Origin of the sequence: Puniceispirillum sp. (SeqCode) (assembly GCF_965657105.1) — a bacterium.
Lineage (GTDB): Bacteria > Pseudomonadota > Alphaproteobacteria > Puniceispirillales > Puniceispirillaceae > Puniceispirillum.
In genome coordinates this window covers 1-22,399 of the sequence record NZ_CBFHNB010000011.1, presented here as the reverse complement: position 1 = coordinate 22,399, position 22,399 = coordinate 1, and the positions used below count along the sequence as shown (strand labels likewise).

The window sequence follows — 22,399 nt, the reverse complement described above, 5'->3', positions numbered from 1 at the left end:
AATATCAAGATATAGTGTTGCCGATCAAAGCTGCATTATCCAACATGCGGCAAGAAAAGCCCCATTCATTATCATACCATGCCAGAACCCGCACTAATCTATTATTCAGAACGCTAGTCTGCTCAAGGTCGGCAATCGATGAATGCGGATTATGATTAAAATCGACTGACACAAGGGGACGTTCATTTATATCCAAGACGCCTTTCAATGAGACCTTGGCGGCGGTCGATAGTAGGTCGTTCACTTCGTCAGTGCTGGTGTCGCGTGCTGTCATAACAGTGAGGTCGATTACCGATACATTGGCGGTTGGCACCCGGATAGCAGACCCGTTCATCTTGCCTTTCAGTTCTGGCAGTACCTCGCCAACAGCTGAAGTGGCACCGGTTGATGTCGGTATCATCGATAACCCGGCAGCCCGCGCCCGGCGTAGGTCTGTATGGCTGGCATCCAATGTTGGTTGGTCGCCTGTATAGGCATGAATGGTGGTCATGTAACCGGCCTCTATGCCTAGCCCATCAGATAGAACTTTGGCAACAGGTGCCAGCCCGTTTGTTGTGCATGATGCGTTTGACAGAATAACCGAATCTGAACGCAATTGATGATGATTGACGCCATAAACAATGGTCTGGTCAGCTGTTCTGCATGGCGCAGATATCAAAACCTTTTTGGCGCCAGCTTCAATATGCGCGGCAGATTTATCACGATCATTGAACTTGCCCGAGCATTCAAGCACAACATCGATGTTAAGATCCTTATGCGGAATATCGGCTGGATTGCGATGGCGTGTCATATGGATCTTGCCGCGGCCAATATCCAGCCAGTCATCTCCATGCGTAACACTAGATTGTGCGCGGCCATGGACCGAGTCGAATTCATACAGATGCGCCGATGTTGCGACTGGCCCCGGGCTGTTGATCAGCACTACCTCTATATCTTCACGCGCACTTTCTTGCAAAGCGCGTAGAGTCATTCGCCCAATACGGCCGAAACCGCTGATTGCCAAACGTAATGTCAAAATCAAGCTCCTATCTAAGCATGAGAATTATTTTATTCCTGTTGAGGGATGTTTAGCCACGCAGAGTGATGTTTGGTTTATATCCGGAAGTTGGTTATTTGATCATAGCCTTTGCTTGTTCGATAATGGCTTCACTAGTGATTCCAAAATGACTGTATAAATCATTGATTGGGGCAGATGCGCCAAAGTTGTCCATACCGATAAAGCCATCATCTTCGGATAGAAGCCGGTCCCAGCTTTGCCGCATGCCAGCTTCGATAACGATACGGGGGCTGTTGCCAAGAACCGCTTTGCGATAATCAGCAGTCTGCATCCAGAAAAGCTCAAGGCAGGGAACAGATACAACAGCGGCGGCAATGCCTGCCGCGGCCAATTTGCTTTGCGCGTCAATCGCGATGCCAACCTCGGAACCCGAAGCCAGTAAAGTGACAGCGCGATCACCATCTGCTTCAACCGCCACATAGGCGCCCAAAGCGGTTTTATTTTCAGCCATATCGCCATGACGAAATTGTGCCATGCCCTGACGGCTGAGCGCCAGAATCGATGGTGCTGTTGTTGACGCAAGCGCGCATTGCCACGCTTCGGCAGTTTCGACAACGTCGCCAGGACGGAATACCAGAAGATTGGGGATCACGCGCAAGGCGGATAGATGCTCGACAGGTTGATGCGTAGGGCCATCCTCGCCAAGGCCGATAGAGTCATGTGTCATCACGTAAATGACGCGTTGCTTCATCAGGGCAGACAGGCGGATTGAGGGACGGCAATAATCAGTAAAGACCATAAAGGTGCCACCATAGGGAATGGTGCCGCCATGCAGCGCAATACCATTCATGGCGGCAGCCATACCATGTTCACGAACACCGTAATGGATATAGTTGCCAGCATAATTACCATTCCGACCTTGGTCAAAAATCTCATGCGCGGCGACCCGGGTATTGTTCGATCCGGTCAAATCTGCCGAACCACCAAACAATATTGGGCAGGCAGGCATGATAGCTTCGATCGCTTTTTGGCTGGCGACACGTGTTGCCAGCTTCTGTGGTTCAGCGGCATACGCGTTTTTCAATGTGATAACAGCATCATTTATGTCACTGCTGAAATCGCCTGCCATGGCGGCATCAAAAGCAGTGGCGGATGCAGAGGCCGCATGCCGGCTTTGCCAAGCTTCACGTTCAGCACTACCGCGACGGCCAGTATCTCGCCAGTCTGAAAGCACATCATCTGGCACAACAAATGGTTCATGCGCCCATCCAAGCGCGTCACGGGCACCAGCAATTTCATCACTGCCTAGTGGCGCGCCATGCACACCAGCTGTGCCTGCTTTTGTAGGGGCGCCATAGCCAATGGTTGTTTTACAGCGGATTATAGTCGGCTGGCTTGCATGCGCCTTGGCTGCCGACAGGGCTGACGAAACAGCCGCCATATCATGGCCATCAACGCTGAGCACCTGCCATCCATAGGCGTCAAAACGCTGGCTAATATCATCTGATACGGCCAGATCGGTGCTTCCATCAATCGAAATGCTGTTATCGTCAAACAGAACGATCAGCTTGCCAAGACCAAAATGTCCCGCGATAGAGGCGGCTTCATGGCTGATACCTTCCATAAGGCACCCATCACCAGCAATCACATAGGTATGGTGATCAACAAGTTCATCACCGTAACGCGCGGCCATATGGCGCTCGGCCATAGCCATGCCAACCGCATTGGCAATACCCTGACCCAGCGGGCCTGTAGTTGTTTCAATGCCGGTTGCATGTCCGAATTCAGGATGCCCTGCTGTGCGCGATCCCATTTGCCGGAAGTTACGCACTTCATCCATGGTCATATCTTCATAACCAGTTAGGTGAAGCAAGGCATAAATAAGCATCGATCCATGCCCAGCTGATAGCACAAACCGGTCACGATCCGGCCAATATGGGTCACTGGCATCAAATTTCAAATGTTCGTCAAACAGAACAGTCGCCGCATCGGCCATACCCATGGGCATGCCGGGATGTCCAGATTTTGCAGCTTCCACGGCATCCATCGACAACGCCCGAATAGCATTAGCCATGTTTTGTTTTGATGCTGCATTCGTCATGTTGAACCCCTAAGCTTATGTGCCGATGTGACCGAAGCACGTGCGGCAAACTGTTTGGCAAACTGTTTGTAACAAACTGTATCAGAATTATCCGGGCAATTTGCATTTCTATAACAGTTTCGTCAATGCGGCATTCAGTCTATTGAAGATTATCATCAATATTTTTTTTCATGGGATTAAATTATGATGCGAGTTCAATTTATTGACTTTTGTGATGGTAGGTTAAAATGGGGGTTTATTTCAATTGCATCTTAGTGCAAGCTTCATCTCATAACATATTATGAACAAGACAGAATATCATTTTTGGCTAATAAACTAACCAAATTAAGCTAAAGTTTGTTATTAAGCTAATAAGATGATTTTGTTTGGGATTTTGATCTAAATGACACGACTTGAAGACGCATTAACTCAATTCGAAAATGCTGTGGCTAATTTGGAATATTCGATAGAATCGGTTCAGGAATCGGCCGCGAATGCTAAAATGGCAAACTCGGATGCTGGCACTATGTCAGCGTCGTTTCAAAATGAGCTGAGCGCACTTGAAGAAAAACTCGATCAGGCAGTTGCCATTATCGCCAAAGTCGCCAACAGCGGGGCTCAACAAGATAAAGTGACCAAAGTTAAATGACCAGCTCTGTAGTAACGATCCGCCTGAATGGCAAACCTTATCAAATCGGGTGTGACGCAGGCGAAGAAGCACATGTAACCAAGCTAGGTGCCGAAGTTAATGCGGTCATGCAAACACTGGTCGATTCGGTCGGCCAGATTGGTGAAGCACGTTTGCTGGCAATGACAGCTTTGATAATTGCTGATCGGTCGTCGAACGGGTCGGCAGCTGGTTCATCACCCTCGGTTGATGCCGGACAAGATGTCGAAGCAACCGCAATTGTCTTGGAAAAAGCAGCGGCACGGCTAACAGAGCTTGCATCCAAGCTAACAACACCTTAAATCAACATTGTGCGGCGACTGTACTTTCGCGTTTGGTTTTTCAATCCCTGGGGCCATAAATTTCTCTCGGGAGCTGTCTCTGGCTGAGCCGTGGTTCAGTTATTCGCGGTGCCCACCTGTTAATCAGGTCACAGAGGATGTTTACACTGACGGTTAGCGTGGTCGCCGCCACCACTGTTATTGCAGGAAGTTGTGAAATGACGTCTCAAAATGAAACGGTCGATCCTGCCGACGAAAAGCAGGCGCTACGGCGCGCCGCAACAAAAACCCGCAAAATTCTTTTTGAACAGCAAATCCACGCAGCTATGGCGATCGCAGATCATGCCGATAGGCTGTTAGACCAATTTGGCCGTGGGATATATGCAGCCTATCTTCCTATTCGCAGTGAACTGTCACCTTTACCGCTGGTTGCACGTCTGGCTGATTCATCCGTGCAGACTGCTATGCCGATTACGCCTGCACCCGGTAATCCGCTTGATTTCAGATTATGGGCACCTGGCGACAAGCTGGATGATGGCCCTTATGATACGAAACAGCCTTCAGCCTCGGCTCCTGTTTGCGCCCCAGATGTGATTCTGGCACCAATGCTGGCCTTTGATAGTGCATGCTGGCGTCTTGGTTATGGTGGCGGGTTTTATGATCGGTCGATTGGTGGATTGCGTCAGACTGGTCATAAGGTGGTTACCATTGGCGTCGCCTTTTCTGGTCAACAAGTCGAACAGGTGCCGACTGGCCCTTTTGATATGGCGCTTGATGCCGTCTTGACCCCAGATGGGCTGATAATGCCAGCGTAAAGTTGTAGCTAATGCGTGATAGGAGTTTGCCCAAATGCGGGTTCTGTTTTTAGGTGATATTGTGGGGCGGTCGGCACGCCAAGCTGTGATTGAACAGATGGCGACATTACGTGAAAGTCTGGCGCTCGATTTCATCGTCGTTAATTGTGAGAATGCCGCTGGAGGCTTTGGCATTACGCCCGCAATCTGTGATTTACTGTTTGACGCTGGGGCTGATGTGCTGACAACAGGCAATCATGTATGGGATAAGCGCGAAATAATTGACTATATCGCCAATGAACCACGTTTGTTGCGTCCTATAAACATGGTCGAAGGTACACCTGGCGTTGGTGTGACGACCGTTACAAATGATGCTGGTGCCCGCTTGTGCGTGATCAATGTGATGACCAATTTATTTATGGCACCAAATGACCCTGCCTTTTTGGCGCTTGATGATAGTCTGGTGCGAAATAAATTAGGGCGTGATGCAGATTTTATCCTTGTTGATGCGCATGGTGAAGCGACATCCGAGAAGATGGCGCTTGGGCATCTTGCTGATGGCCGTGCCTCGATGCTGGTCGGAACGCATACACATATTCCAACAGCTGACCATCATATCCTGCCAGGTGGCACCGCCTATCAAACCGATGCGGGCATGTGCGGGGATTATGATAGCGTGATCGGTATGGAAAAGCAGGCCGCGACAGCCCGTTTCATAGGGCGAAGTAATCCGCGCCTTTCGGTGGCGCTTGGCACACCGACATTATGCGGGCTTGTGGTGGAAAGTGACGATAGCGGTCTAGCCATTTCGGTGGCGCCTTTACGAATTGGCGGTCATCTATCCCCTACCGCGGGCACTGATGTGATTGGGCGTATATAGTTTTGATCACTAGCGGCTAGCCGTTCTGCCTTGTGTCTGCTATATGATTATACACAATGTTAACCGCATATACAGAAGTTAGAAACCATGGCAGGCCACTCCAAATTCAAAAATATCCAGCACCGTAAGGGTGCACAGGACAAAAAACGTGCCAAGATTTTTGGTCGTCTTATCAAGGAACTGACAGTTGCAGCACGTAGCAGCACCGATCCTGACTCAAATCCAAGATTGCGCACGGCTTTGGCGGCGGCGCGTGCAGCGAATATGCCGAAGGATAATATTGAACGTGTGCTCAAGCGCGCTGAAGGCGGCGAGGGCGAGAACTATGATGAAATTCGCTATGAGGGTTATGGCCCCGGAGGCACGGCATTGATTGTCGATGCGATGACCGATAACCGTAATCGCACGGCGTCTGAGGTGCGTTCGGCTTTTACGAAATATGGTGGTTCGCTTGGTGAAACAGGTTCGGTTAGCTTTATGTTTGACCGGGTTGGCCAGATGATCTATCCGACTGACGTTGCCAGCGCAGATGATATGTTTGAGGCTGCGCTTGAGGCTGGAGCTGACAATGTTGAGTCGGATGCGTCAAGCCATGAAGTGACCTGTGCGCCCGAAGATTTCAATAATGTGCGCGAAGCTATGGAAAACGCCTTTGGTGCGCCCGAAGAATCTGGTCTGATCTGGAAACCGCAAAACACCATAGAAGTGAGCGAGGCGCATGCCATGACTTTGATCAAACTACTAGATATGCTTGATGATAATGATGACGTGCAGAACGTATCGTCCAATTTCGATATATCTGACGACATTTTGGCATCATTGACCTAAGGCTGGCGGTGATGCGCGTTCTTGGCATCGATCCTGGATTGCGCGCCACCGGATGGGGCGTCATTGATGTCACAGCTGGACGGCTGCTGCATGTCGCAAATGGTGTCATCAAACCTAACCATACAGAGCCTGACGCCAAGCGCCTTGGCCGGATTGCTGAGGATCTTTCGGCTATTATTGCGGCGCATCAACCAACCTATGCGGCGATTGAAGAAATCTTTGTGGCCAAGTCAGCAAAGTCCGCACTGAAGCTGGGCATGGCTCGCGGCGTGGGGATCATGATCTGTGGTCAGGCTGGGCTTGTGGTGCATGAGTTGGCAGCCCGCTTGGTGAAAAAATCAATCACCGGCACCGGCGCCGCCGATAAACGGCAAATACAGGATATGGTGTCACGCCTGCTGGGGGTGACGCCCGCCAATGCTGATGCGGCAGATGCGCTGGCAATTGCCATTGCCGCCAGCAATGGCGCTGGACAGATTGTTGCTGATGGTGCTGGCAAAGCGGCGTCTGTGCGTGTAGGTTCGACACGTAATGCAGAGGCCGATACCGGCCTGTCCCAGGCTATTGCGGCGGCGTTGGCGCGCGACGCACAGGATAATGAGGGTAATCCATGATTGCGCAGCTTCGCGGTATCTTATCTCATACAGCCGATACGCATGCCGTTATCGATGTTCAAGGCGTCGGATATCTTGTCCATATTTCGGGTCGAACCCAAGGTCAGCTTGCGGCGCAGGATGGGGCGGTTACCGTTCTGACCGAAATGATTGTTCGTGAGGACAGCATGACGCTCTATGGCTTTTATGATGCGTCCGAGCGTGACGCCTTTCGGTTATTGATAACGGTGCAAGGGGTTGGGGCGAAAGCTGCGATGGCGATCTTGTCGGTATTATCACCAGCCGATCTGAGTAGCGCCATCATGGCAGGTGACAAGGCCATGGTGGCACGCGCTGATGGTGTTGGCCCTAAAATTGCCCAGCGTGTTGTGAATGAGCTAGCTGAAAAAATTGGCCGCTTCCCGTCGCTTGGTGATGGCCTTACAATTAATACGTCCAGCGCTATGGGCGGCGAAGATTCGCCTGTTGCCAGTGCGATGGGTGACGCATTGTCGGCCCTGATAAATCTGGGATATGGACGATCTGAGGCACATGCGGCGTTGCTTCGGGTTCAGCAGGCCGGCGAAGCAGATGATCTGTCTGGATTAATCGCTGCTGCCTTACGCGAAATCGGGGGCTAGGAACGTTTGAATGAATGAAGATGAACGCCTTGTGAATCCCGATCATGTCGAGCGTGGCGATAATGCTTTGCGGCCAGCCTCGCTTGGCGAATTTATTGGTCAGGGTAACGGCCGGCAAAATTTGGAAACCTTTATTCATGCGGCGCGTGATCGTGGCGATGCGATGGACCACACGTTGCTGCATGGCCCGCCCGGACTTGGCAAGACAACGCTAGCCCAGATTGTATCGTCAGAACTTGGGGTTGGTTTTCGTGGCACGTCGGGACCAGTCATTGCGCGCGCTGGTGATCTGGCGGCCTTGCTGACCAATCTGCGTCCACGTGACGTTCTGTTTATTGATGAAATTCACCGACTTGCCCCTGTGGTTGAAGAGGTGCTGTATCCCGCAATGGAAGATTTTCAGCTTGATCTGATTATTGGTGAGGGGCCGTCGGCACGTTCGGTGCGGATTGATTTGCCGCCTTTTACCTTGGTTGGCGCGACAACGCGATCTGGTTTATTAACGACGCCATTACGTGACCGCTTTGGCATCCAGATGCGGATGCAGTTTTATACCCGCGATGAACTCGCGCTGATTTTACACCGGCAGGCTATAAAGCTAGGTCTTGATCTGGCGGCTGATGGTGCCAGCGAGATTGCAGGTCGGGCACGCGGAACCCCCCGTGTTGCGGGACGCCTATTGCGGCGGGTGCGTGATATTGCGGCGGTGGCTGGTCATGACAGGGTAACAGCCGAGATTGCCGATACGGCACTTCATCGCCTCGAAGTTGATGCGGCAGGTCTTGACGCAATGGATCGTCGTTACCTGTCATGTTTGGCTGAGTCCTATGCTGGTGGGCCTGTTGGGGTCGAAACATTAGCGGCGGTTCTGTCCGAACAGCGCGACGTGCTTGAAGAGGTGATCGAACCCTATCTGATGCAAACTGGCCTATTGATGCGGACGCCGCGCGGTCGATGCTTGTCGAGTGGTGGATGGACTTATTTGGGCATCACCCCGCCTGCGTCAGCAATGCAGCAGCTTGATTTGCTCCAGGCCGAAGACGAAAATATTGATGATCGTTAAATGATGAATGTGCCTGAGCAACAAAAACAGCATCTTGATGGCTGGCTTGATGGTGACACGCATGGTTACTGTCTGCGTGTTCAATATGAAGACACCGACGCAGGTGGTATTACCTATCATGCGCAATATCTGGCATTTGCTGAGCGCGCACGGTCAGCCTATCTACGTCTTCTGGGCGTCGATCAGTCCAGCTTAATGGCACAACAGGGTCAGGGATTTGTGGTTCGCCATATCGCGATCGACTATCTGCAAGCGGCACCATATGACAGCCTGCTTTGTGTTGAGACAAAGCTTATCAAAATGGGCGGTGCATCATTTAAATTGCAACAAATTATAAATAATAATGCCCATCGCCACATTGTTGCCCGACTTTTCGTGGACATAGTCTTTGTAACATTTGACGAAAACAGGAAAACAAAGCCTGAAAAGATTTCAAAGGCGATCAGAAACAAGCTGACTTTAACCAAAAAGGCACTGCGCTAAACCATGATGAGAGACTATGTGAGAGTTGGTGTTAGCTAGCCGACAAAATCAGAACCTAAACTATCGACTATCAATATCACTGTTAGGGTGAGAACAGGGGAAATTAATGAATTCAGCCGATTTAACCGTTACCAGTTCAGCGTCGGATCTTAGTACATGGGGCTTGTTCCTTGCTGCCGACCCATTGGTCAAATTTGTTATGCTTTTATTGGTGCTGGCCTCAATCTGGTGCTGGGCAATTATTGTTGAAAAGATTTCATCGGTGCGCCGTGAACGCCGCTTTGCCCAGCAATTTGAAGATGCATTCTGGGCAGGTGGGTCTCTCGATCAGTTGTACGATGATACTGGCCCTGATGCAGAAGGATCCATGTCCAAGGTTTTTGTTGCAGCTATGCGGGAATGGCGACGCGCATCGGCACGTGGCTTGGCAAGTAGCACCCGCTCCGATTTGCGGGCATCACTGGTCAGCCGGATCGAACGCTCGATGAATTTCACCATCACGCGTGAGATGGAACGGCTTGAACGTGGTATGAATTTTCTGGCTTCAATCGGCTCGGTGTCGCCTTTTGTTGGCTTGTTTGGAACAGTATGGGGAATTATGAGTTCTTTTCAGTCAATCGCCGAGTCCAAAAACACCTCGCTTGCCGTTGTTGCCCCCGGCATTGCCGAAGCTTTGTTCGCAACCGCGCTAGGTTTAGCTGCCGCGATACCAGCCGTTACAGCCTATAATAAATTTGCAGGTGATCTTGAGCGGCATAGCGCGCGTCTTGAAACCTTTGCACAGGAATTCAGCACTTTGCTTGGGCGTCAGCTTGACGAAGGAGATAACTAATGGGCGCAAGTGTAAAGCGATCTGGCAGAGGTGGGCGGCATCGCCCGATGGGTGAAATCAATGTCACACCCTTTGTTGACGTTATGCTGGTGCTGTTGATTGTTTTCATGGTGACAGCCCCTTTGCTGACGGTCGGTGTGGAAGTTGATTTGCCAAAAACACGGGCAGGCAGCATCAATGCCGATGCGGCGCCTCTGGTTGTGTCAATTAAGGCTGATGGCGAACTGTATCTGCAGGAAACAATGATCGAATCTGACAAATTGATTCCCCGTTTGAAAGCCATTTCCGAAGCCAATCCAGCGGTACGTATTTTTGTCCGTGGTGACACATCGGTGATGTATGGCGATGTGCTTGGGGTTATGGGTCGCATTCAATCAGCTGGTTTCGAGAAAGTAGCGCTGGTTGCGCAGCTGCCCGAACAGGAATAGATCAAAATTGGATCACTCTATATGACGTCTCGTCCGGTCATAATTTCACTAACTCTGCATATCGCAATAGCGGTATTGTTTGCGGTTGGCTTGCCTTCTATTAAGCGTAAGCTTCCCGAAGAACAGCCGATCATCGCGATGGAAATTGTGCAGACTGTGCCGATTTCAAATTTGACCGAAGGTGCACAGGAAAGCACGGCCAAAAAAGCACAGGAACCAGCCAAAAGTAAAAATACCCCGCCGCCACCGCCGCCAAAAGCCGCGCCTAAATCAAAGCCCGTGAAACCGGCTGCCAAGGTAAAACCAAAACCAGTGCCGACGCCAAAGGCACCAGACAAAACAGCTGAAATCATCCCCGATAAGGCAAAGCCAAAACCAAAGCGCACGGAAGCGGCCGCAGCGCCAACCAAACTGCCTAAAGCACCGCCACGTCGCGAAAACAAAATGGCTAAAGCCAGTAAGCAAGAGAAAAAAAAGGCGCAGGCGTTGACGGGTGTTATGCAAAATCTTGCCAAGGCAAAACAGGTCAATGAGGACGCCGAAAAGAAGCGCCGCGCCCAAGAGCGTAAAAAAGCGGCTGAAAAGGTTAACAAGACATTGACCGCGACAACAGGTAATGCGCTCAAAGCACCAAAGGCACCTGTGATTGCACCGATGGGCGCATCAGATTTTGACCGGCTACGGGCGCATTTGTCGAAATGCTGGGATCTGCCAGTAGGTAGCGCTGGTGCGGATACCCTTATTGTTGACATAATTGTAACGTCAGATAGAGACGGAACAGTGCTGAGCGCGGAGATTAAAAATAAAACACGATATAAAATTGATCGTGCTTTCAAAGCGGCTGCGGCAGAAGCGCAACGGGCGACTTTGGAATGTTCGCCATTGCCATTGCCGCCAGAAAAATATGATCAATGGAGATCATTTGTTTTTGCCTTTGACCCGCGTTCGCTTTCCAGATAATGGCTGGAAACAAGTTATATTCTAATGTTCTGATGGATGAAATTGGTGAATTTTAATGTTAGTAGACCGTGTTTTCGCTATATTAGCTAAAAGTTGAAGATAGTATTTTGATGAAATTAATGTGGATATTTGGATGTGGTGTAAATGAAACTTTCAATGCGTAATTTTCTGTTTCAGGTTCTAATGATTTTAACTGTCATGACCGCTGGGGTTGCTCACGCCCAATTACGCGTCGTCATTACCGAAGGTCAAGTTGCCCCAACACCTATCGCGATTGCTGATTTTACCGGTCCGGATGGCGAGGTTACTGAAATTGGCCGTCAGATGTCGGCGATTATTTCGAATGATCTTGAAAGTTCAGGTCTGTTTCAGCCCATTGACAGTGCTGCCTTTATCTCACCACCAAAAGCGCCATCTATTCGGCCTAATTTTTCTGACTGGGCACCTGTTGGGGCAAAGGGCTTGCTTGTGGGTTCGGCCTATACCGATGAAAACGGTATGCTTCAGGTCGAATTTGTTTTGTGGGATGTTGTAACGCAAAAGGATATTACCCAGGGAAGCGGAAATTCCGATCCAGCAGGTTTGCGGCAGTTGTCACATAAGATCGCAGATTATGTTTACGAAGAATTCACTGGTGATACTGGCTATTTTGACACCCAAATTGTTTATGTTGCCGAAAGCGGTTCCCAGACTCAGCGCGTCAAGCGCTTAGCAATCATGGATCAGGATGGTCACAATCATCGTTATCTGACCAATGGTCTGGATCTGGTGCTAACGCCGCGGTTTTCGCCAACCGCCAATGAAGTTGCCTATCTGAATTATTTTAATGATGAGCCGAATGTATATTTACTGGATGTATTTACCGCGCGCACTGAACGGCTTGGTTCATTTCCGGGGATGACATTTGCCCCGCGTTTTGGTCCCGATGGTGACAAGCTGATTATGAGCTTGGCCAAAGATGGCTTGACCGATATTTTTGTAATGGATATGCGCACGCAATCAATAACCCAGCTGACCAAATCGGCTTCAATCGATACGTCACCATCATATTCGCCTGATGGCAAACGGATTGTCTTTAATTCGGATCGTGGGGGAAGCCAACAGCTTTATGTCATGAATGCTGATGGTAGCAATGTAAAGCGTATTAGCTATGGTGATGGCCGTTATGCTACCCCCGTATGGTCGCCGCGTGGTGACATTGTTGCCTTTACCAAGATGACAGGTGGCACATTCTATATTGGTGTAATGAATATTGATGGAACAGGCGAGCGGCTTCTGGCACAGGGGTTTCTTGTAGAAGGTCCAACATGGGCGCCAAACGGCCGCGTTTTGATGTATTTCAAGCAACAGCCTTTCAAGGATGATGGTTCGGGTGGTCAAACAGCTTTATATAGGGTCGATATAACCGGCTTTAACGAACGCCGAATAATAACACCCTCAGACGCATCAGATCCAGCATGGTCACCGTTACTTCGTTAAATGGTGCGGTACTAAGATCAAGTCCTAAATGAAAGGGAATATTGCGAAAATAGCCATAAAAAGATCTACCTAGCTTAATATGTTTGTAAATTGGCGAAATTATGTTGCTTTTATAACAAAATTAATGTTTCTTAAATTCCCAATATTGTGTAATATCTGCCAACTAAATTTAAAGGTGTTCTATAGCAAAACATTAATTTGAATATTTTCTGTTAAATGTATTTTGATTGGTCAATGAAAACCCTAGTTATTATTTTTGGCTTGGTTTTTGTATTATAGATCACTTGGAAATAAAGTGTTTACGGAGTTGGCCACCAGCCTCCGATAACAAAAGGCCATTCGTAACGACGAACATTAAACTATGAACAACAAAACCGGGACATCGGTAAACAAATCGAGGGCATAAAAATGGTACAACGCCTGATAGCAATTTTTTCTGCAGCTTTTCTTCTTGCTGCTTGTGAAACGGCTTCAACAACTTCAAGTGATAGCGCTAGCGATAGTGCGTCATCATCTGCTTCAGGCGCTGCATCAGCGTCCGCTTCATCAACTGATGCTATCTCATCAAGCACTGATGATGCGATTACGCCTGCTGAGAAGCTGGCTAAAGTTGGCAACACAGTCTATTTTGACTTTGACAGTTCAGTGCTCAGTTATGATGCACAGGTAACGCTGTCGCGTCAGTCTGCATTCCTACAGCTTAACCCTGAAGCAGTGGTTGTGATCGAAGGCCATGCCGATGAGCGCGGCACACGCGAATATAACCTGGCACTTGGTGATCGTCGTGCCTCAGCAGCGCGCGATTTTCTTCTTGCCAAAGGTATCGATGCTGCACGTATTCGCACCGTATCCTACGGTAAAGAGCGCCCAGCAATGCTAGGCTCCAGCGAAGAATCTTGGGCTAAGAACCGTCGCGCTGCGACTGTGCTTAACTAAGCCGTAACCGTTTATGACTGAATTAAGAAAAGGGGCTCTATGGCCCCTTTTTTGTGCCTAATTTTTGCCTAAAAGTTTGGCTATTATAATGACTTGCTTTCATTAGAGGCTTCTATCATGTTCCTAAGTTCACATTCAATTCGCATTCTGAGCCTTTGGCTTCTGTTAGCGGGTATGTCAGTCGAAACATCTTTTGCGCAAAGTGCGGCTACTGGCACCAAGGCGTCCACTGGAAATAGTGATACGACAAGCGCGCTACTCACCCGACATCAGCAGCGCATGGATATTCTTGAAGCTGGCTTGAAGGAAATCCGTGGTGTGCTGGAAAGTGACCTGCGTGAAATCAGTATGAAGATCCAGCAACTTGATAGTAGTGCAGCGCAAGGTGACAGTGCTAAAAGTGCCGATATGCAGATGCTGAATGACAAGATGGAACGTTTGACTGACATGATCGCGATGACAAATCGCCGTATGGAACGCACGCTTGAAATAACGTCCGACACCGAATTTCGTCTTTTGCGTTTGGAAAAACGCATGCAAACCTTGCTGTCGCTGGGTAGTGATAGTCTGGCGAATGCCGTAATCGGTCAGGATACAAATCCGGCTAAGCCACGTGCTGATGTTTTGATGAATCGCAGTGAAGGATCGGATGGCACCACCTGGTCAGTTGACGAGAAGGCGCTAGCTGACAAAATGCAGGAAAATGCGAGCACCGATAACAATTCTGATGCCGCGACGGCTAGTGCGGTTGCCGGACTGACGACAGAGTCTGATCCGTCCGGTAATGCTGGCCAGAATGATGATATGGCAAATGAAAATGCACCTGATGTTGCTCGCGTGGGGCGTGATCCAGATATCACCGCGCAGGGTGATGATATGTTAGCAAAAGATAAGGCCGTGTCAGATACGACCTCAACACAAATCATCCGCGATGCAGAACAGCCAGAACAGGTTCGAGAAGAGGTTGCAGAAGAGGTTGTTGTGCCTACAAAGCCAATGGTCTTGCCTGACACAGATCCCGAAGAGCAATATCGGTTTGCCCTTGGTCGGGCTTTGCAGAATGATTTGGAAACAGCCGAAGCTGCCTTTGCTGAATTCAAACAGTCAAATAAAGGTCATGAGCGCGAGGCTGATGCCGTTTACTGGCTTGGTCGGGTTCAGTTCATGCGCAAAAAATATGAAAAGGCTGCGATGACCTTTTCCGAGTTCAATGGTGATTTTCCCGGTGATGCCCGCCTTGTTGATACAACGATGTGGATTGCTGAATCGGTTTCACATTTTGCCGAACCAGAACAAGCCTGCGCTATCTATGAATCTTTGCCGCAATTACTTGACGCACCACCTGAAGCGTTCCTAAAGCAATTAGCGACGCTTAGCGCTACGGCGAAGTGCGGTAGTTAGATGATACCATGCGCGGATCCACAGCTGACGTGCTGATGCGCCTTGATACAGAGTTTGCCGCCGCTATGTCGGCTTCGGGTTTAGACCAGCATATTTCTTTTGTTTCGGCTTTGTCCGGGGGGGCGGACAGTACCGCTTTATGCTTGTTAATGTCACGCTTTGCGGCGGTGTCAGGCAAAGCGCATTCTGCGATAATTGTCGATCATGGTATCCGCGAAAATGCTGGCACTGAAGCTGCGCGCGTTGCCGCACGGATGCGGAAATTTGGCATCAATGTAAAAGTCGAAAAGGTCAGCGAAAAGGCACCAGGAACGGGTATTCAGGCATGGGCACGCCGGCATCGCTTTGAGATTATGCTGGCACATGCCCGCCGCGATAAAGCGGCATTATTGGTTGGACATCATGCTGGTGATCAGGCCGAAACGATTGCCATGCGGTTGGGCAAAAGTTCTGGTCTGGCGGGGCTTGCCGGCATGAAACACGCAAGCTGGCGCGCTGGCGTGGCGATTGGGCGTCCAATGCTTGATTGGCCAGCTGAGCGTATGGTCGATATATGCCGGATTTTAGGGTGTGAATTTGAAGACGATCCTAGCAATTTAGATCGCCGTTATGAAAGAATCCGGTTACGTCAATTTTTGATGCAAGACAAAGCCTATAGTGCGCAACTATGCCGACTTGGTGATGCGGCACGGCAGATTCTGGCTTCGCTAGATCAGACATTGGCTGTCAGCCTTGCCCGCGATATAAGGCTTGATGCGGCTGGCTATGCGCGCTTGCCAGATTATCGAACTAATTCCAAGCATGATGCCGCTTCATATCTAGCTGATTTACCAGACATCGCCTGGCATCGCGCTATGGGGCGTTTACTGCATCAGGTTGGTGGCCAAACCTATGCTCCTGGCTATGAGGCGCTATCTGGGCTTCGTGCGCGCATGCAACGCGGATTAAGCAGTACTTTGTCAGCTTGTCTAGTTACACCTGTGGGCAATACAGATTATCTGGTTGTCAGAGAGTTGGGCAGGATTTTAAAGGAACAGCCTATAGAGGCGAATACAGATGTTATTTTTGCCGGTTGCTGGCATATTACAAGCAAGGTTTCGGGCAAGGTTTTAGCCTTTGGGCATACAAAATTGGCACAAACGCCATCCCGGTCAGCACTGCCACCAGAATGGGATGTGATCCCGCATATTATCCGCCAGTCGATTCCTGTCATTCAAAGTCTTGACGGGGCGCTCTTTTATCCCCAAATAATGGATAATACTAAAAAGCATAATGCACTAGATGCGCCTGCACATGCTAGGTTCTTGCCATTGGCACCAGGACAGGCACTGCAACCGATGTAAAATATGACGGTAGATAATGCCGTTAAAACAATGAAGGGTCTGTGAACCGTGAACAATATGGGACGTAATATTATTATCTGGCTCATTTTTGGAGCGGCCCTGTTTGGGCTTTTTAATCTGTTCCAACAGCCAACAACGACACCGCAGACCAATCAGGTTGCCTATTCTGATTTTATTGCTGAGGTCGAAGGCCAACAGATTGTCGAAGTCGTTATCGACGGCCGTAATCTGACAGGTAAAGCCAAATCAGGTCGGATCGTATCCAGCGTCATGCCTGAAGGAACTGATGTTGTTACTGTGCTTGACGCAAATGATGTGCGCATCATTGCCAGTCCCGAAGAAAGCAATATGCCGGGGCTGTTCTCGATTCTTCTGTCATGGTTCCCGATGCTATTATTCATCGGTGTTTGGATTTTCTTCATGCGACAGATGCAAGGTGGCTCGCGTGGTGCGATGGGTTTTGGTAAATCACGTGCAAAATTGCTTACCGAACATCAGGGTCGCATTACATTCGAAGATGTTGCTGGTATTGATGAAGCCAAGACCGAACTTGAAGAAGTTGTTGAGTTTCTAAAAGATCCCGGCAAATTTCAGCGACTTGGTGGAAAAATTCCAAAAGGTGTTTTGCTGGTGGGGCCTCCGGGAACTGGTAAAACTTTGCTTGCTAAAGCCATTGCTGGTGAGGCGAATGTTCCGTTCTTTACCATTTCAGGTTCAGATTTTGTCGAAATGTTTGTTGGTGTTGGTGCCAGCCGTGTCCGTGACATGTTCGAGCAAGGTAAAAAGAACGCGCCATGTATCATCTTCATCGATGAAATCGACGCCGTTGGCCGGCACCGTGGTGCTGGTCTTGGCGGGGGCAATGACGAACGCGAACAGACCTTGAACCAGATGCTTGTTGAGATGGATGGTTTTGAAGCGAATGAAGGGGTGATCCTGATCGCCGCGACGAACCGTCCGGATGTGCTTGATCCTGCTTTACTCCGCCCTGGGCGTTTTGACCGTCAGGTTGTGGTGCCAAACCCAGATGTAATGGGTCGTGAAAAAATTCTGAAAGTTCACATGCGTAAAACACCTCTAGCCGAAGGTGTAGAGCCACGTATTATCGCGCGCGGCACGCCGGGGTTTTCTGGTGCCGACCTTGCCAATTTGGTCAATGAAGCGGCATTGTTGGCTGCCCGCAAAGGCCGCCGCACCGTATCCATGAGCGAGTTTGAAGAAGCAAAAGACAAGGTCATGCTTGGATCTGAACGCCGTTCAATGGTGATGACGGATGAAGAAAAACGTCTGACAGCCTATCATGAAGCTGGTCACGCCGTTGTGGCGTTGCATTGTCCGGCATCCGATCCGATTCATAAAGCAACGATCATTCCACGTGGCCGTGCGCTTGGCATGGTAATGCGGCTACCCGAAGGTGATCGCATTTCGCTTGCTCGTGACAAAATCTATGCGGATCTGCGGGTGGCTTGTGGTGGCCGTATTGCTGAAGATATGATCTTTGGTGAGGATAAAATCACAACGGGTGCATCTTCTGATATCCGCATGGCGACCGATATGGCACGTCGTATGGTTACCGAATGGGGCATGTCCGACAAGCTAGGCTTTCTGGCCTATAGTGCCGATGAACAGGAAGTATTCCTTGGCCGGTCAGTCTCACAGCAAAAGAATATATCTGACGCTACAGCCTCAATAATCGATGCGGAAACCCGCCGGATTGTCGATGAGGCCTATAGTGCGGCTGCTAAAATTCTGAAAAAGCATAGTGTTGAACTTGAACGTCTTGCCCAAGGTCTGCTTGAATATGAAACGCTAGATGGCAATGACATCAGCATCATCGTTGAAGGTGGAACACTTGTACGTGAAGAGGCGGCTGACGAAGTGCCTGAAAGCCCACGGGCGAAAACAAGGTCTCGTACCGGCTTGCCTAAATCAGGTCGCCCAAAGAAACCAGGTAATGAACCGGTTTAGCCAGTGAGGTTAGCCAGTGTCTGATTACGCTCCCATAAGCTATAAGGCGGCACTTACACTGCCGCCTTTTGCATGTCCGACGTGGATACGACCACTTGTGCAAAATATCCCTCTTGATGGTTCATTAACGCTGGCTGGTGGTTGGCGGCAATTCAGCCATGTGGATGTTGTACAACGTGATGACGATAACAGCTATGCGGCGCGCCGGATGCATGTTGATGCGGTCATATCCGCAGCCGATGACCGAAATAAGGCGGTTGCGGCCATTGAGCATCTGACAATGCCGCGTGCTGGTTTTGCGGGTCTGGCGATGAACCAGCCGCACATTATGGGTATTTTGAATGTCACACCAGATAGCTTTTCTGATGGTGGTCAGCATAATGCCCCAGTCAAGGCGATTGCGGCAGGCGCTGCGATGCAGGCGGCAGGTGCCAGCATTATTGACATTGGTGGTGAATCAACACGGCCTGGGGCTGAGCCCATTACGCGCAATCAGGAATTAGCGCGTATTTTGCCGCCTATTACGGGTCTTGCCAAGGCAGGTGCGCTGGTGTCGGTAGATACACGACATGCCGATGTTATGACGCGGGCAACCACGGCAGGTGCTGGCATTATTAATGATGTTGGTGGGTTGCGTGCTGATGGTGCGCTGGGGGCAGCATCCGACAGTGGTGCGCCGGTGATTATCATGCATATGCAAGGCACGCCTGAATCAATGCAGAATAATCCGCATTATGGGTTTGCGCCGGTGGAAATTTATGAATTTCTTGAGGCTCGTATCAGCGCCGCTATCGATGCGGGTATCCCCCGTGATAAAATTGCTGTTGATCCGGGCTTTGGCTTTGGCAAGACCCTGACGCATAATATGGAATTGATGAACTGGTTTGGCATGCTTCATGGCCTTGGCGTACCGCTATTGCTGGGTGCAAGCCGTAAATCCACCATTGCCAAAATATCCCAAGATGAAGGGGCTGGCGACCGTCTTGCTGGCAGTATCACTTTGGCCTTGCAAGGCATCCATGAAGGGGCGCAGATGATCCGTGTACATGATGTGCCTGAAACCGCCCAGGCTATCGCCGTGCAGATGGCGTTATATGATGCCACGTAAACTGATGCCTGATTATTGCCTGATTTAGGTGAAAGATACTTGTGAAAGGACTTCGCGCTCCTCTATTCTATCTTGAACAGGCACCGCGCAGTAAAGGGACAATCATGGCAGGTTTATTTGGAACAGATGGTGTCCGTGCGCGAATCAACACAGGGCCAATGACCGCCGAAGCTATTGTTCGTCTGGCGCTGGCTGCAGGCAGCTGGTTTGTCGCCAATAATGCGGCTGGTAAAATAGGACGCAAAGCTGGACGTCCGTCAGTTGTGATTGGCAAGGATACACGCCTGTCTGGCTATATGCTGGAGTCAGCGCTGGTTGCCGGTTTCACCTCGATTGGCATGGATTGCCGGCTTCTGGGACCGGTGCCGACACCTGCAGTGGCCTATCTGACCAGCTCGCTTCGTGCCGAATTGGGGGTGATGATTTCGGCTAGTCATAACCCGCATTTTGATAATGGTATCAAATTATTTGGCCCTGATGGATATAAGCTGGACGACGCGATCGAAGCTGAAATTTCACAATTAGCGGCTGGATCGATTGCCTTGGCCGAACCTGAAAATCTTGGACGCGCTCGCCGGATGCTAGACTCGGTTGGGCGTTATGTCGAATTTGCCAAAGCCGCTTTTCCGCGTGACTTGCGGCTGGATGGTATGAAGATCGTGGTCGATTGCGCTAACGGGGCGGCCTATCGCACCGCGCCTGATACGCTGTTCGAGCTTGGTGTCGAGGTGATTCCACTGGCAGTAACGCCGAATGGCATGAATATCAATGATATGTGCGGGGCTGTATCACCGCAGATGATGGCGGCGGCTGTTGTTACGCATGGCGCTGATGCGGGCATTGCGCTTGATGGTGATGCTGACCGGTTGATCATGGCGGATGAAAAGGGGCATTTGCTTGATGGCGATCAACTGCTGGCGACATTGGCTTATGCGCTACAGCAATCGGGCAGCCTTACCGGCGGCGGTGTTGTGGGTACGGTTATGTCGAACCGCGGGCTAGAGCTCAAGCTGGCGGAATGGGGGCTTGATCTGCACCGTTCAAAGGTGGGTGATCGCTATATTCTCGAGACGATGCGTAAAACCGGCATTAATCTGGGCGGTGAACCATCAGGCCATATTCTGCTTAGCGATTATGCGACCTCGGGTGACGGTTTGCTTGCTGCCTTACAGATGCTGGCCTTGCTCAAGCGCAGTGATAAAAACGCCAGTGACTTATTCACCGCCTTTACCCCTAGCCCACAGAAACTGGAAAATATCCAAAATATTGATCGCGGGGTTCTAGCCGATGATCGCCTGCAAGCCGACATCAGCAAGATCGAAGCCAGCATGAAAGGTCAGGGGCGGGTTCTGGTACGCGCGTCAGGCACCGAAAATCTGATCCGGGTGATGGTCGAGGCAGATGAAATGTCGCTTCTTGACAATGTTATGCAGGAACTAATTTTGCGCATAAATTCTGCGGCGAAATAAACCACATAATTACAATACATTAGCAAAAGCAAAAATATTTCACTTATCGTTTTGGCGGTATGTTGACAAGCGGCAGGTGGTCTGTCATGTCTCTGGGCGGGTCGTCACCTCCCAACAGGTGGCCACATTTTGAACTGAGGATCACCATGTCTCCTTCCGCTAAACCGGCTTTGAAGCCGGCGTCTCCGCATTTTTCATGCGGTCCGACCAAGAAACGGCCTGGATGGTCCGCTTCTGATCTTGATATCTCGGTGCTAGGTCGTTCGCACCGTGCCAAACATCCCAAAGCCAAAATTCAATCCGTACTTACAAAGATGCGTAGCCTTCTGGGTCTGCCATCCGATTATCAAATCGCGATTGTGCCGGGTTCAAATACGGGCGCGGTTGAAATGGCGCTCTGGTCATTGCTGGGTGTCCGCGGCGTTGATGTGCTGGCGTGGGAGTCGTTTGGCAAGACATGGGTTGCTGATGTGCTGAACCAGCTCAAGATACAGGATGCCCGCGCCATCGAGTCTGATTATGGTCTCTTGCCTGATCTGGGCATGGTTAATTTTGATAATGATGTTGTCTTTACATGGAATGGCACCACGTCGGGGGTGCGGGTGCCGGATGCTGACTGGATTCCGGCGGATCGTGCTGGCTTGACGATTTGCGATGCCACTTCGGCCTGTTTTGCTATGGATCTGCCATGGGACAAGCTGGATGTCACCACATTCAGCTTTCAAAAGGTACTTGGCGGCGAGGGTGCGCATGGCGTCATAATCCTGTCGCCGCGGGCTGTTGAACGGCTGGAAAGCTATAGCCCGCCATGGCCGATGCCCAAATTATTCCGGATGACCAAAAAGGGCGTGTTTGATGCGGCGCTGTTTGACGGGGCAACGATCAACACCCCATCGATGCTGGTGATCGAAGATGCGCATGATGCATTGGTCTGGGCTGAGTCAATCGGTGGTCTTACCGCGTTGATTGCCCGTGTTGATGCCAATTTTGCGGTGATTAGTGACTGGATCAAAATCACCCCGAACTATGCGTTTCTGGCACAGGATCCAGCGACTATCTCGCCGACTTCGGTGACCTTATCGATCATTGATGACTGGTTTATGAATGCCGACGCCGCTGTGCAGAAAGCAATCACAAGCGACATTCAGACAGTGTTGGCCGATGAAGA

The 22,399-nt window shown here is 50.2% G+C and carries 21 protein-coding genes and 1 pseudogene; 20 read left to right on the top strand and 2 right to left on the bottom strand.

The features are described from left to right. Window positions 1-4: 4 nt before the first annotated feature. Window positions 5-1,015 carry a type I glyceraldehyde-3-phosphate dehydrogenase gene (gene gap / locus ACTF7Q_RS02880; protein WP_438996347.1) on the bottom strand — a complete coding sequence of 337 codons (1,011 nt, stop codon included), beginning with the start codon at window positions 1,013-1,015 and terminating at the stop codon, window positions 5-7. 94 nt (window positions 1,016-1,109) lie between these two features. After that, window positions 1,110-3,098: a transketolase gene (gene tkt / locus ACTF7Q_RS02875; protein ID WP_438996346.1), complete on the bottom strand. Its 1,989-nt coding sequence runs from the start codon at window positions 3,096-3,098 to the stop codon at window positions 1,110-1,112. Between the two features lie 382 nt (window positions 3,099-3,480). Here tkt and ACTF7Q_RS02870 point away from each other — a divergent pair, with 382 nt between their 5' ends. The 20 genes and pseudogenes from ACTF7Q_RS02870 to ACTF7Q_RS02775 form a co-directional block, all read left to right on the top strand. After that, entirely contained in the window at window positions 3,481-3,726 is a 246-nt protein-coding gene (locus ACTF7Q_RS02870; protein ID WP_438996345.1) for a hypothetical protein, read from the top strand. Beyond that, complete coding sequence (locus ACTF7Q_RS02865) at window positions 3,723-4,046, top strand: cell division protein ZapA (RefSeq protein WP_438996344.1); 324 nt, start codon at window positions 3,723-3,725, stop codon at window positions 4,044-4,046. Before ACTF7Q_RS02870 ends, ACTF7Q_RS02865 begins: the two co-directional genes overlap by 4 nt. Window positions 4,047-4,183: 137 nt before the next feature. After that, the gene (locus tag ACTF7Q_RS02860; RefSeq protein ID WP_438996343.1) at window positions 4,184-4,840 is read left to right on the top strand and encodes a 5-formyltetrahydrofolate cyclo-ligase; all 657 of its coding nucleotides are present in this window, start codon (window positions 4,184-4,186) and stop codon (window positions 4,838-4,840) included. A 34-nt stretch (window positions 4,841-4,874) separates the two neighbouring features. Next, window positions 4,875-5,699: a TIGR00282 family metallophosphoesterase gene (locus tag ACTF7Q_RS02855; RefSeq protein WP_438996342.1), complete on the top strand. Its 825-nt coding sequence runs from the start codon at window positions 4,875-4,877 to the stop codon at window positions 5,697-5,699. 87 nt (window positions 5,700-5,786) lie between these two features. Further along, window positions 5,787-6,527 (top strand): YebC/PmpR family DNA-binding transcriptional regulator, encoded by a 741-nt coding sequence (locus tag ACTF7Q_RS02850; protein ID WP_438996341.1) that lies wholly within the window; start codon window positions 5,787-5,789, stop codon window positions 6,525-6,527. 11 nt (window positions 6,528-6,538) lie between these two features. Then, window positions 6,539-7,000, top strand: a pseudogene (gene ruvC / locus ACTF7Q_RS02845) (crossover junction endodeoxyribonuclease RuvC); the annotation flags it as partial. Between the two features lie 137 nt (window positions 7,001-7,137). Beyond that, the gene (gene ruvA, locus ACTF7Q_RS02840; protein ID WP_438996340.1) at window positions 7,138-7,761 is read left to right on the top strand and encodes a Holliday junction branch migration protein RuvA; all 624 of its coding nucleotides are present in this window, start codon (window positions 7,138-7,140) and stop codon (window positions 7,759-7,761) included. A gap of 10 nt (window positions 7,762-7,771) precedes the next feature. Beyond that, on the top strand, window positions 7,772-8,824 hold the full coding sequence (gene ruvB, locus ACTF7Q_RS02835) for a Holliday junction branch migration DNA helicase RuvB (RefSeq protein ID WP_438996339.1): 1,053 nt from the start codon (window positions 7,772-7,774) through the stop codon (window positions 8,822-8,824). After that, on the top strand, window positions 8,825-9,307 hold the full coding sequence (locus ACTF7Q_RS02830) for a YbgC/FadM family acyl-CoA thioesterase (protein WP_438996338.1): 483 nt from the start codon (window positions 8,825-8,827) through the stop codon (window positions 9,305-9,307). A 106-nt stretch (window positions 9,308-9,413) separates the two neighbouring features. Next, window positions 9,414-10,139 carry a protein TolQ gene (gene tolQ / locus ACTF7Q_RS02825; protein WP_438996337.1) on the top strand — a complete coding sequence of 242 codons (726 nt, stop codon included), beginning with the start codon at window positions 9,414-9,416 and terminating at the stop codon, window positions 10,137-10,139. Then, a complete protein-coding gene (tolR, locus tag ACTF7Q_RS02820; RefSeq protein ID WP_438996336.1) occupies window positions 10,139-10,567 on the top strand; it encodes a protein TolR in 429 nt (142 codons plus the stop codon). The genes tolQ and tolR overlap by 1 nt, the downstream gene beginning before the upstream one ends. Before the next feature lie 21 nt (window positions 10,568-10,588). Further along, window positions 10,589-11,527, top strand: a complete 939-nt coding sequence (locus tag ACTF7Q_RS02815) for a hypothetical protein (protein WP_438996335.1) — start codon at window positions 10,589-10,591, stop codon at window positions 11,525-11,527. A 144-nt stretch (window positions 11,528-11,671) separates the two neighbouring features. Beyond that, complete coding sequence (tolB, locus tag ACTF7Q_RS02810) at window positions 11,672-13,006, top strand: Tol-Pal system beta propeller repeat protein TolB (RefSeq protein ID WP_438996334.1); 1,335 nt, start codon at window positions 11,672-11,674, stop codon at window positions 13,004-13,006. A 408-nt stretch (window positions 13,007-13,414) separates the two neighbouring features. After that, window positions 13,415-13,942: a peptidoglycan-associated lipoprotein Pal gene (gene pal, locus ACTF7Q_RS02805; RefSeq protein WP_438996333.1), complete on the top strand. Its 528-nt coding sequence runs from the start codon at window positions 13,415-13,417 to the stop codon at window positions 13,940-13,942. A 117-nt stretch (window positions 13,943-14,059) separates the two neighbouring features. Beyond that, window positions 14,060-15,343 (top strand): hypothetical protein, encoded by a 1,284-nt coding sequence (locus tag ACTF7Q_RS02800; protein ID WP_438996332.1) that lies wholly within the window; start codon window positions 14,060-14,062, stop codon window positions 15,341-15,343. Window positions 15,344-15,351: 8 nt separating this feature from the next. Then, entirely contained in the window at window positions 15,352-16,686 is a 1,335-nt protein-coding gene (gene tilS / locus ACTF7Q_RS02795; protein WP_438996331.1) for a tRNA lysidine(34) synthetase TilS, read from the top strand. Between the two features lie 48 nt (window positions 16,687-16,734). After that, window positions 16,735-18,654, top strand: coding sequence for an ATP-dependent zinc metalloprotease FtsH (gene ftsH / locus ACTF7Q_RS02790; RefSeq protein ID WP_438996330.1), 1,920 nt, complete (start codon window positions 16,735-16,737; stop codon window positions 18,652-18,654). Between the two features lie 16 nt (window positions 18,655-18,670). Continuing rightward, complete coding sequence (gene folP / locus ACTF7Q_RS02785; RefSeq protein ID WP_438996329.1) at window positions 18,671-19,762, top strand: dihydropteroate synthase; 1,092 nt, start codon at window positions 18,671-18,673, stop codon at window positions 19,760-19,762. A 101-nt stretch (window positions 19,763-19,863) separates the two neighbouring features. Beyond that, on the top strand, window positions 19,864-21,231 hold the full coding sequence (glmM, locus tag ACTF7Q_RS02780; protein ID WP_438996366.1) for a phosphoglucosamine mutase: 1,368 nt from the start codon (window positions 19,864-19,866) through the stop codon (window positions 21,229-21,231). Window positions 21,232-21,377: 146 nt separating this feature from the next. Further along, window positions 21,378-22,399, top strand: a 1,022-nt coding sequence (locus tag ACTF7Q_RS02775; RefSeq protein ID WP_438996328.1) for a phosphoserine transaminase, incomplete at its 3' end; no start/stop codon positions are given.

Bases quoted from the DNA above. Each gene is read 5' to 3' on its own strand.
- tkt (WP_438996346.1), bottom strand. From the start codon at position 3,098: ATGACGAATGCAGCATCAAAACAAAACATGGCTAATGCTATTCGGGCG.
- ACTF7Q_RS02870 (WP_438996345.1), top strand. From the start codon at position 3,481: ATGACACGACTTGAAGACGCATTAACTCAATTCGAAAATGCTGTGGCT.
- ACTF7Q_RS02865 (WP_438996344.1), top strand. From the start codon at position 3,723: ATGACCAGCTCTGTAGTAACGATCCGCCTGAATGGCAAACCTTATCAA.
- ACTF7Q_RS02860 (WP_438996343.1), top strand. From the start codon at position 4,184: ATGTTTACACTGACGGTTAGCGTGGTCGCCGCCACCACTGTTATTGCA.
- ACTF7Q_RS02855 (WP_438996342.1), top strand. From the start codon at position 4,875: ATGCGGGTTCTGTTTTTAGGTGATATTGTGGGGCGGTCGGCACGCCAA.
- ACTF7Q_RS02850 (WP_438996341.1), top strand. From the start codon at position 5,787: ATGGCAGGCCACTCCAAATTCAAAAATATCCAGCACCGTAAGGGTGCA.
- ruvA (WP_438996340.1), top strand. From the start codon at position 7,138: ATGATTGCGCAGCTTCGCGGTATCTTATCTCATACAGCCGATACGCAT.
- ruvB (WP_438996339.1), top strand. From the start codon at position 7,772: ATGAATGAAGATGAACGCCTTGTGAATCCCGATCATGTCGAGCGTGGC.
- ACTF7Q_RS02830 (WP_438996338.1), top strand. From the start codon at position 8,825: ATGATGAATGTGCCTGAGCAACAAAAACAGCATCTTGATGGCTGGCTT.
- tolQ (WP_438996337.1), top strand. From the start codon at position 9,414: ATGAATTCAGCCGATTTAACCGTTACCAGTTCAGCGTCGGATCTTAGT.
- tolR (WP_438996336.1), top strand. From the start codon at position 10,139: ATGGGCGCAAGTGTAAAGCGATCTGGCAGAGGTGGGCGGCATCGCCCG.
- ACTF7Q_RS02815 (WP_438996335.1), top strand. From the start codon at position 10,589: ATGACGTCTCGTCCGGTCATAATTTCACTAACTCTGCATATCGCAATA.
- tolB (WP_438996334.1), top strand. From the start codon at position 11,672: ATGAAACTTTCAATGCGTAATTTTCTGTTTCAGGTTCTAATGATTTTA.
- pal (WP_438996333.1), top strand. From the start codon at position 13,415: ATGGTACAACGCCTGATAGCAATTTTTTCTGCAGCTTTTCTTCTTGCT.
- ACTF7Q_RS02800 (WP_438996332.1), top strand. From the start codon at position 14,060: ATGTTCCTAAGTTCACATTCAATTCGCATTCTGAGCCTTTGGCTTCTG.
- tilS (WP_438996331.1), top strand. From the start codon at position 15,352: ATGCGCGGATCCACAGCTGACGTGCTGATGCGCCTTGATACAGAGTTT.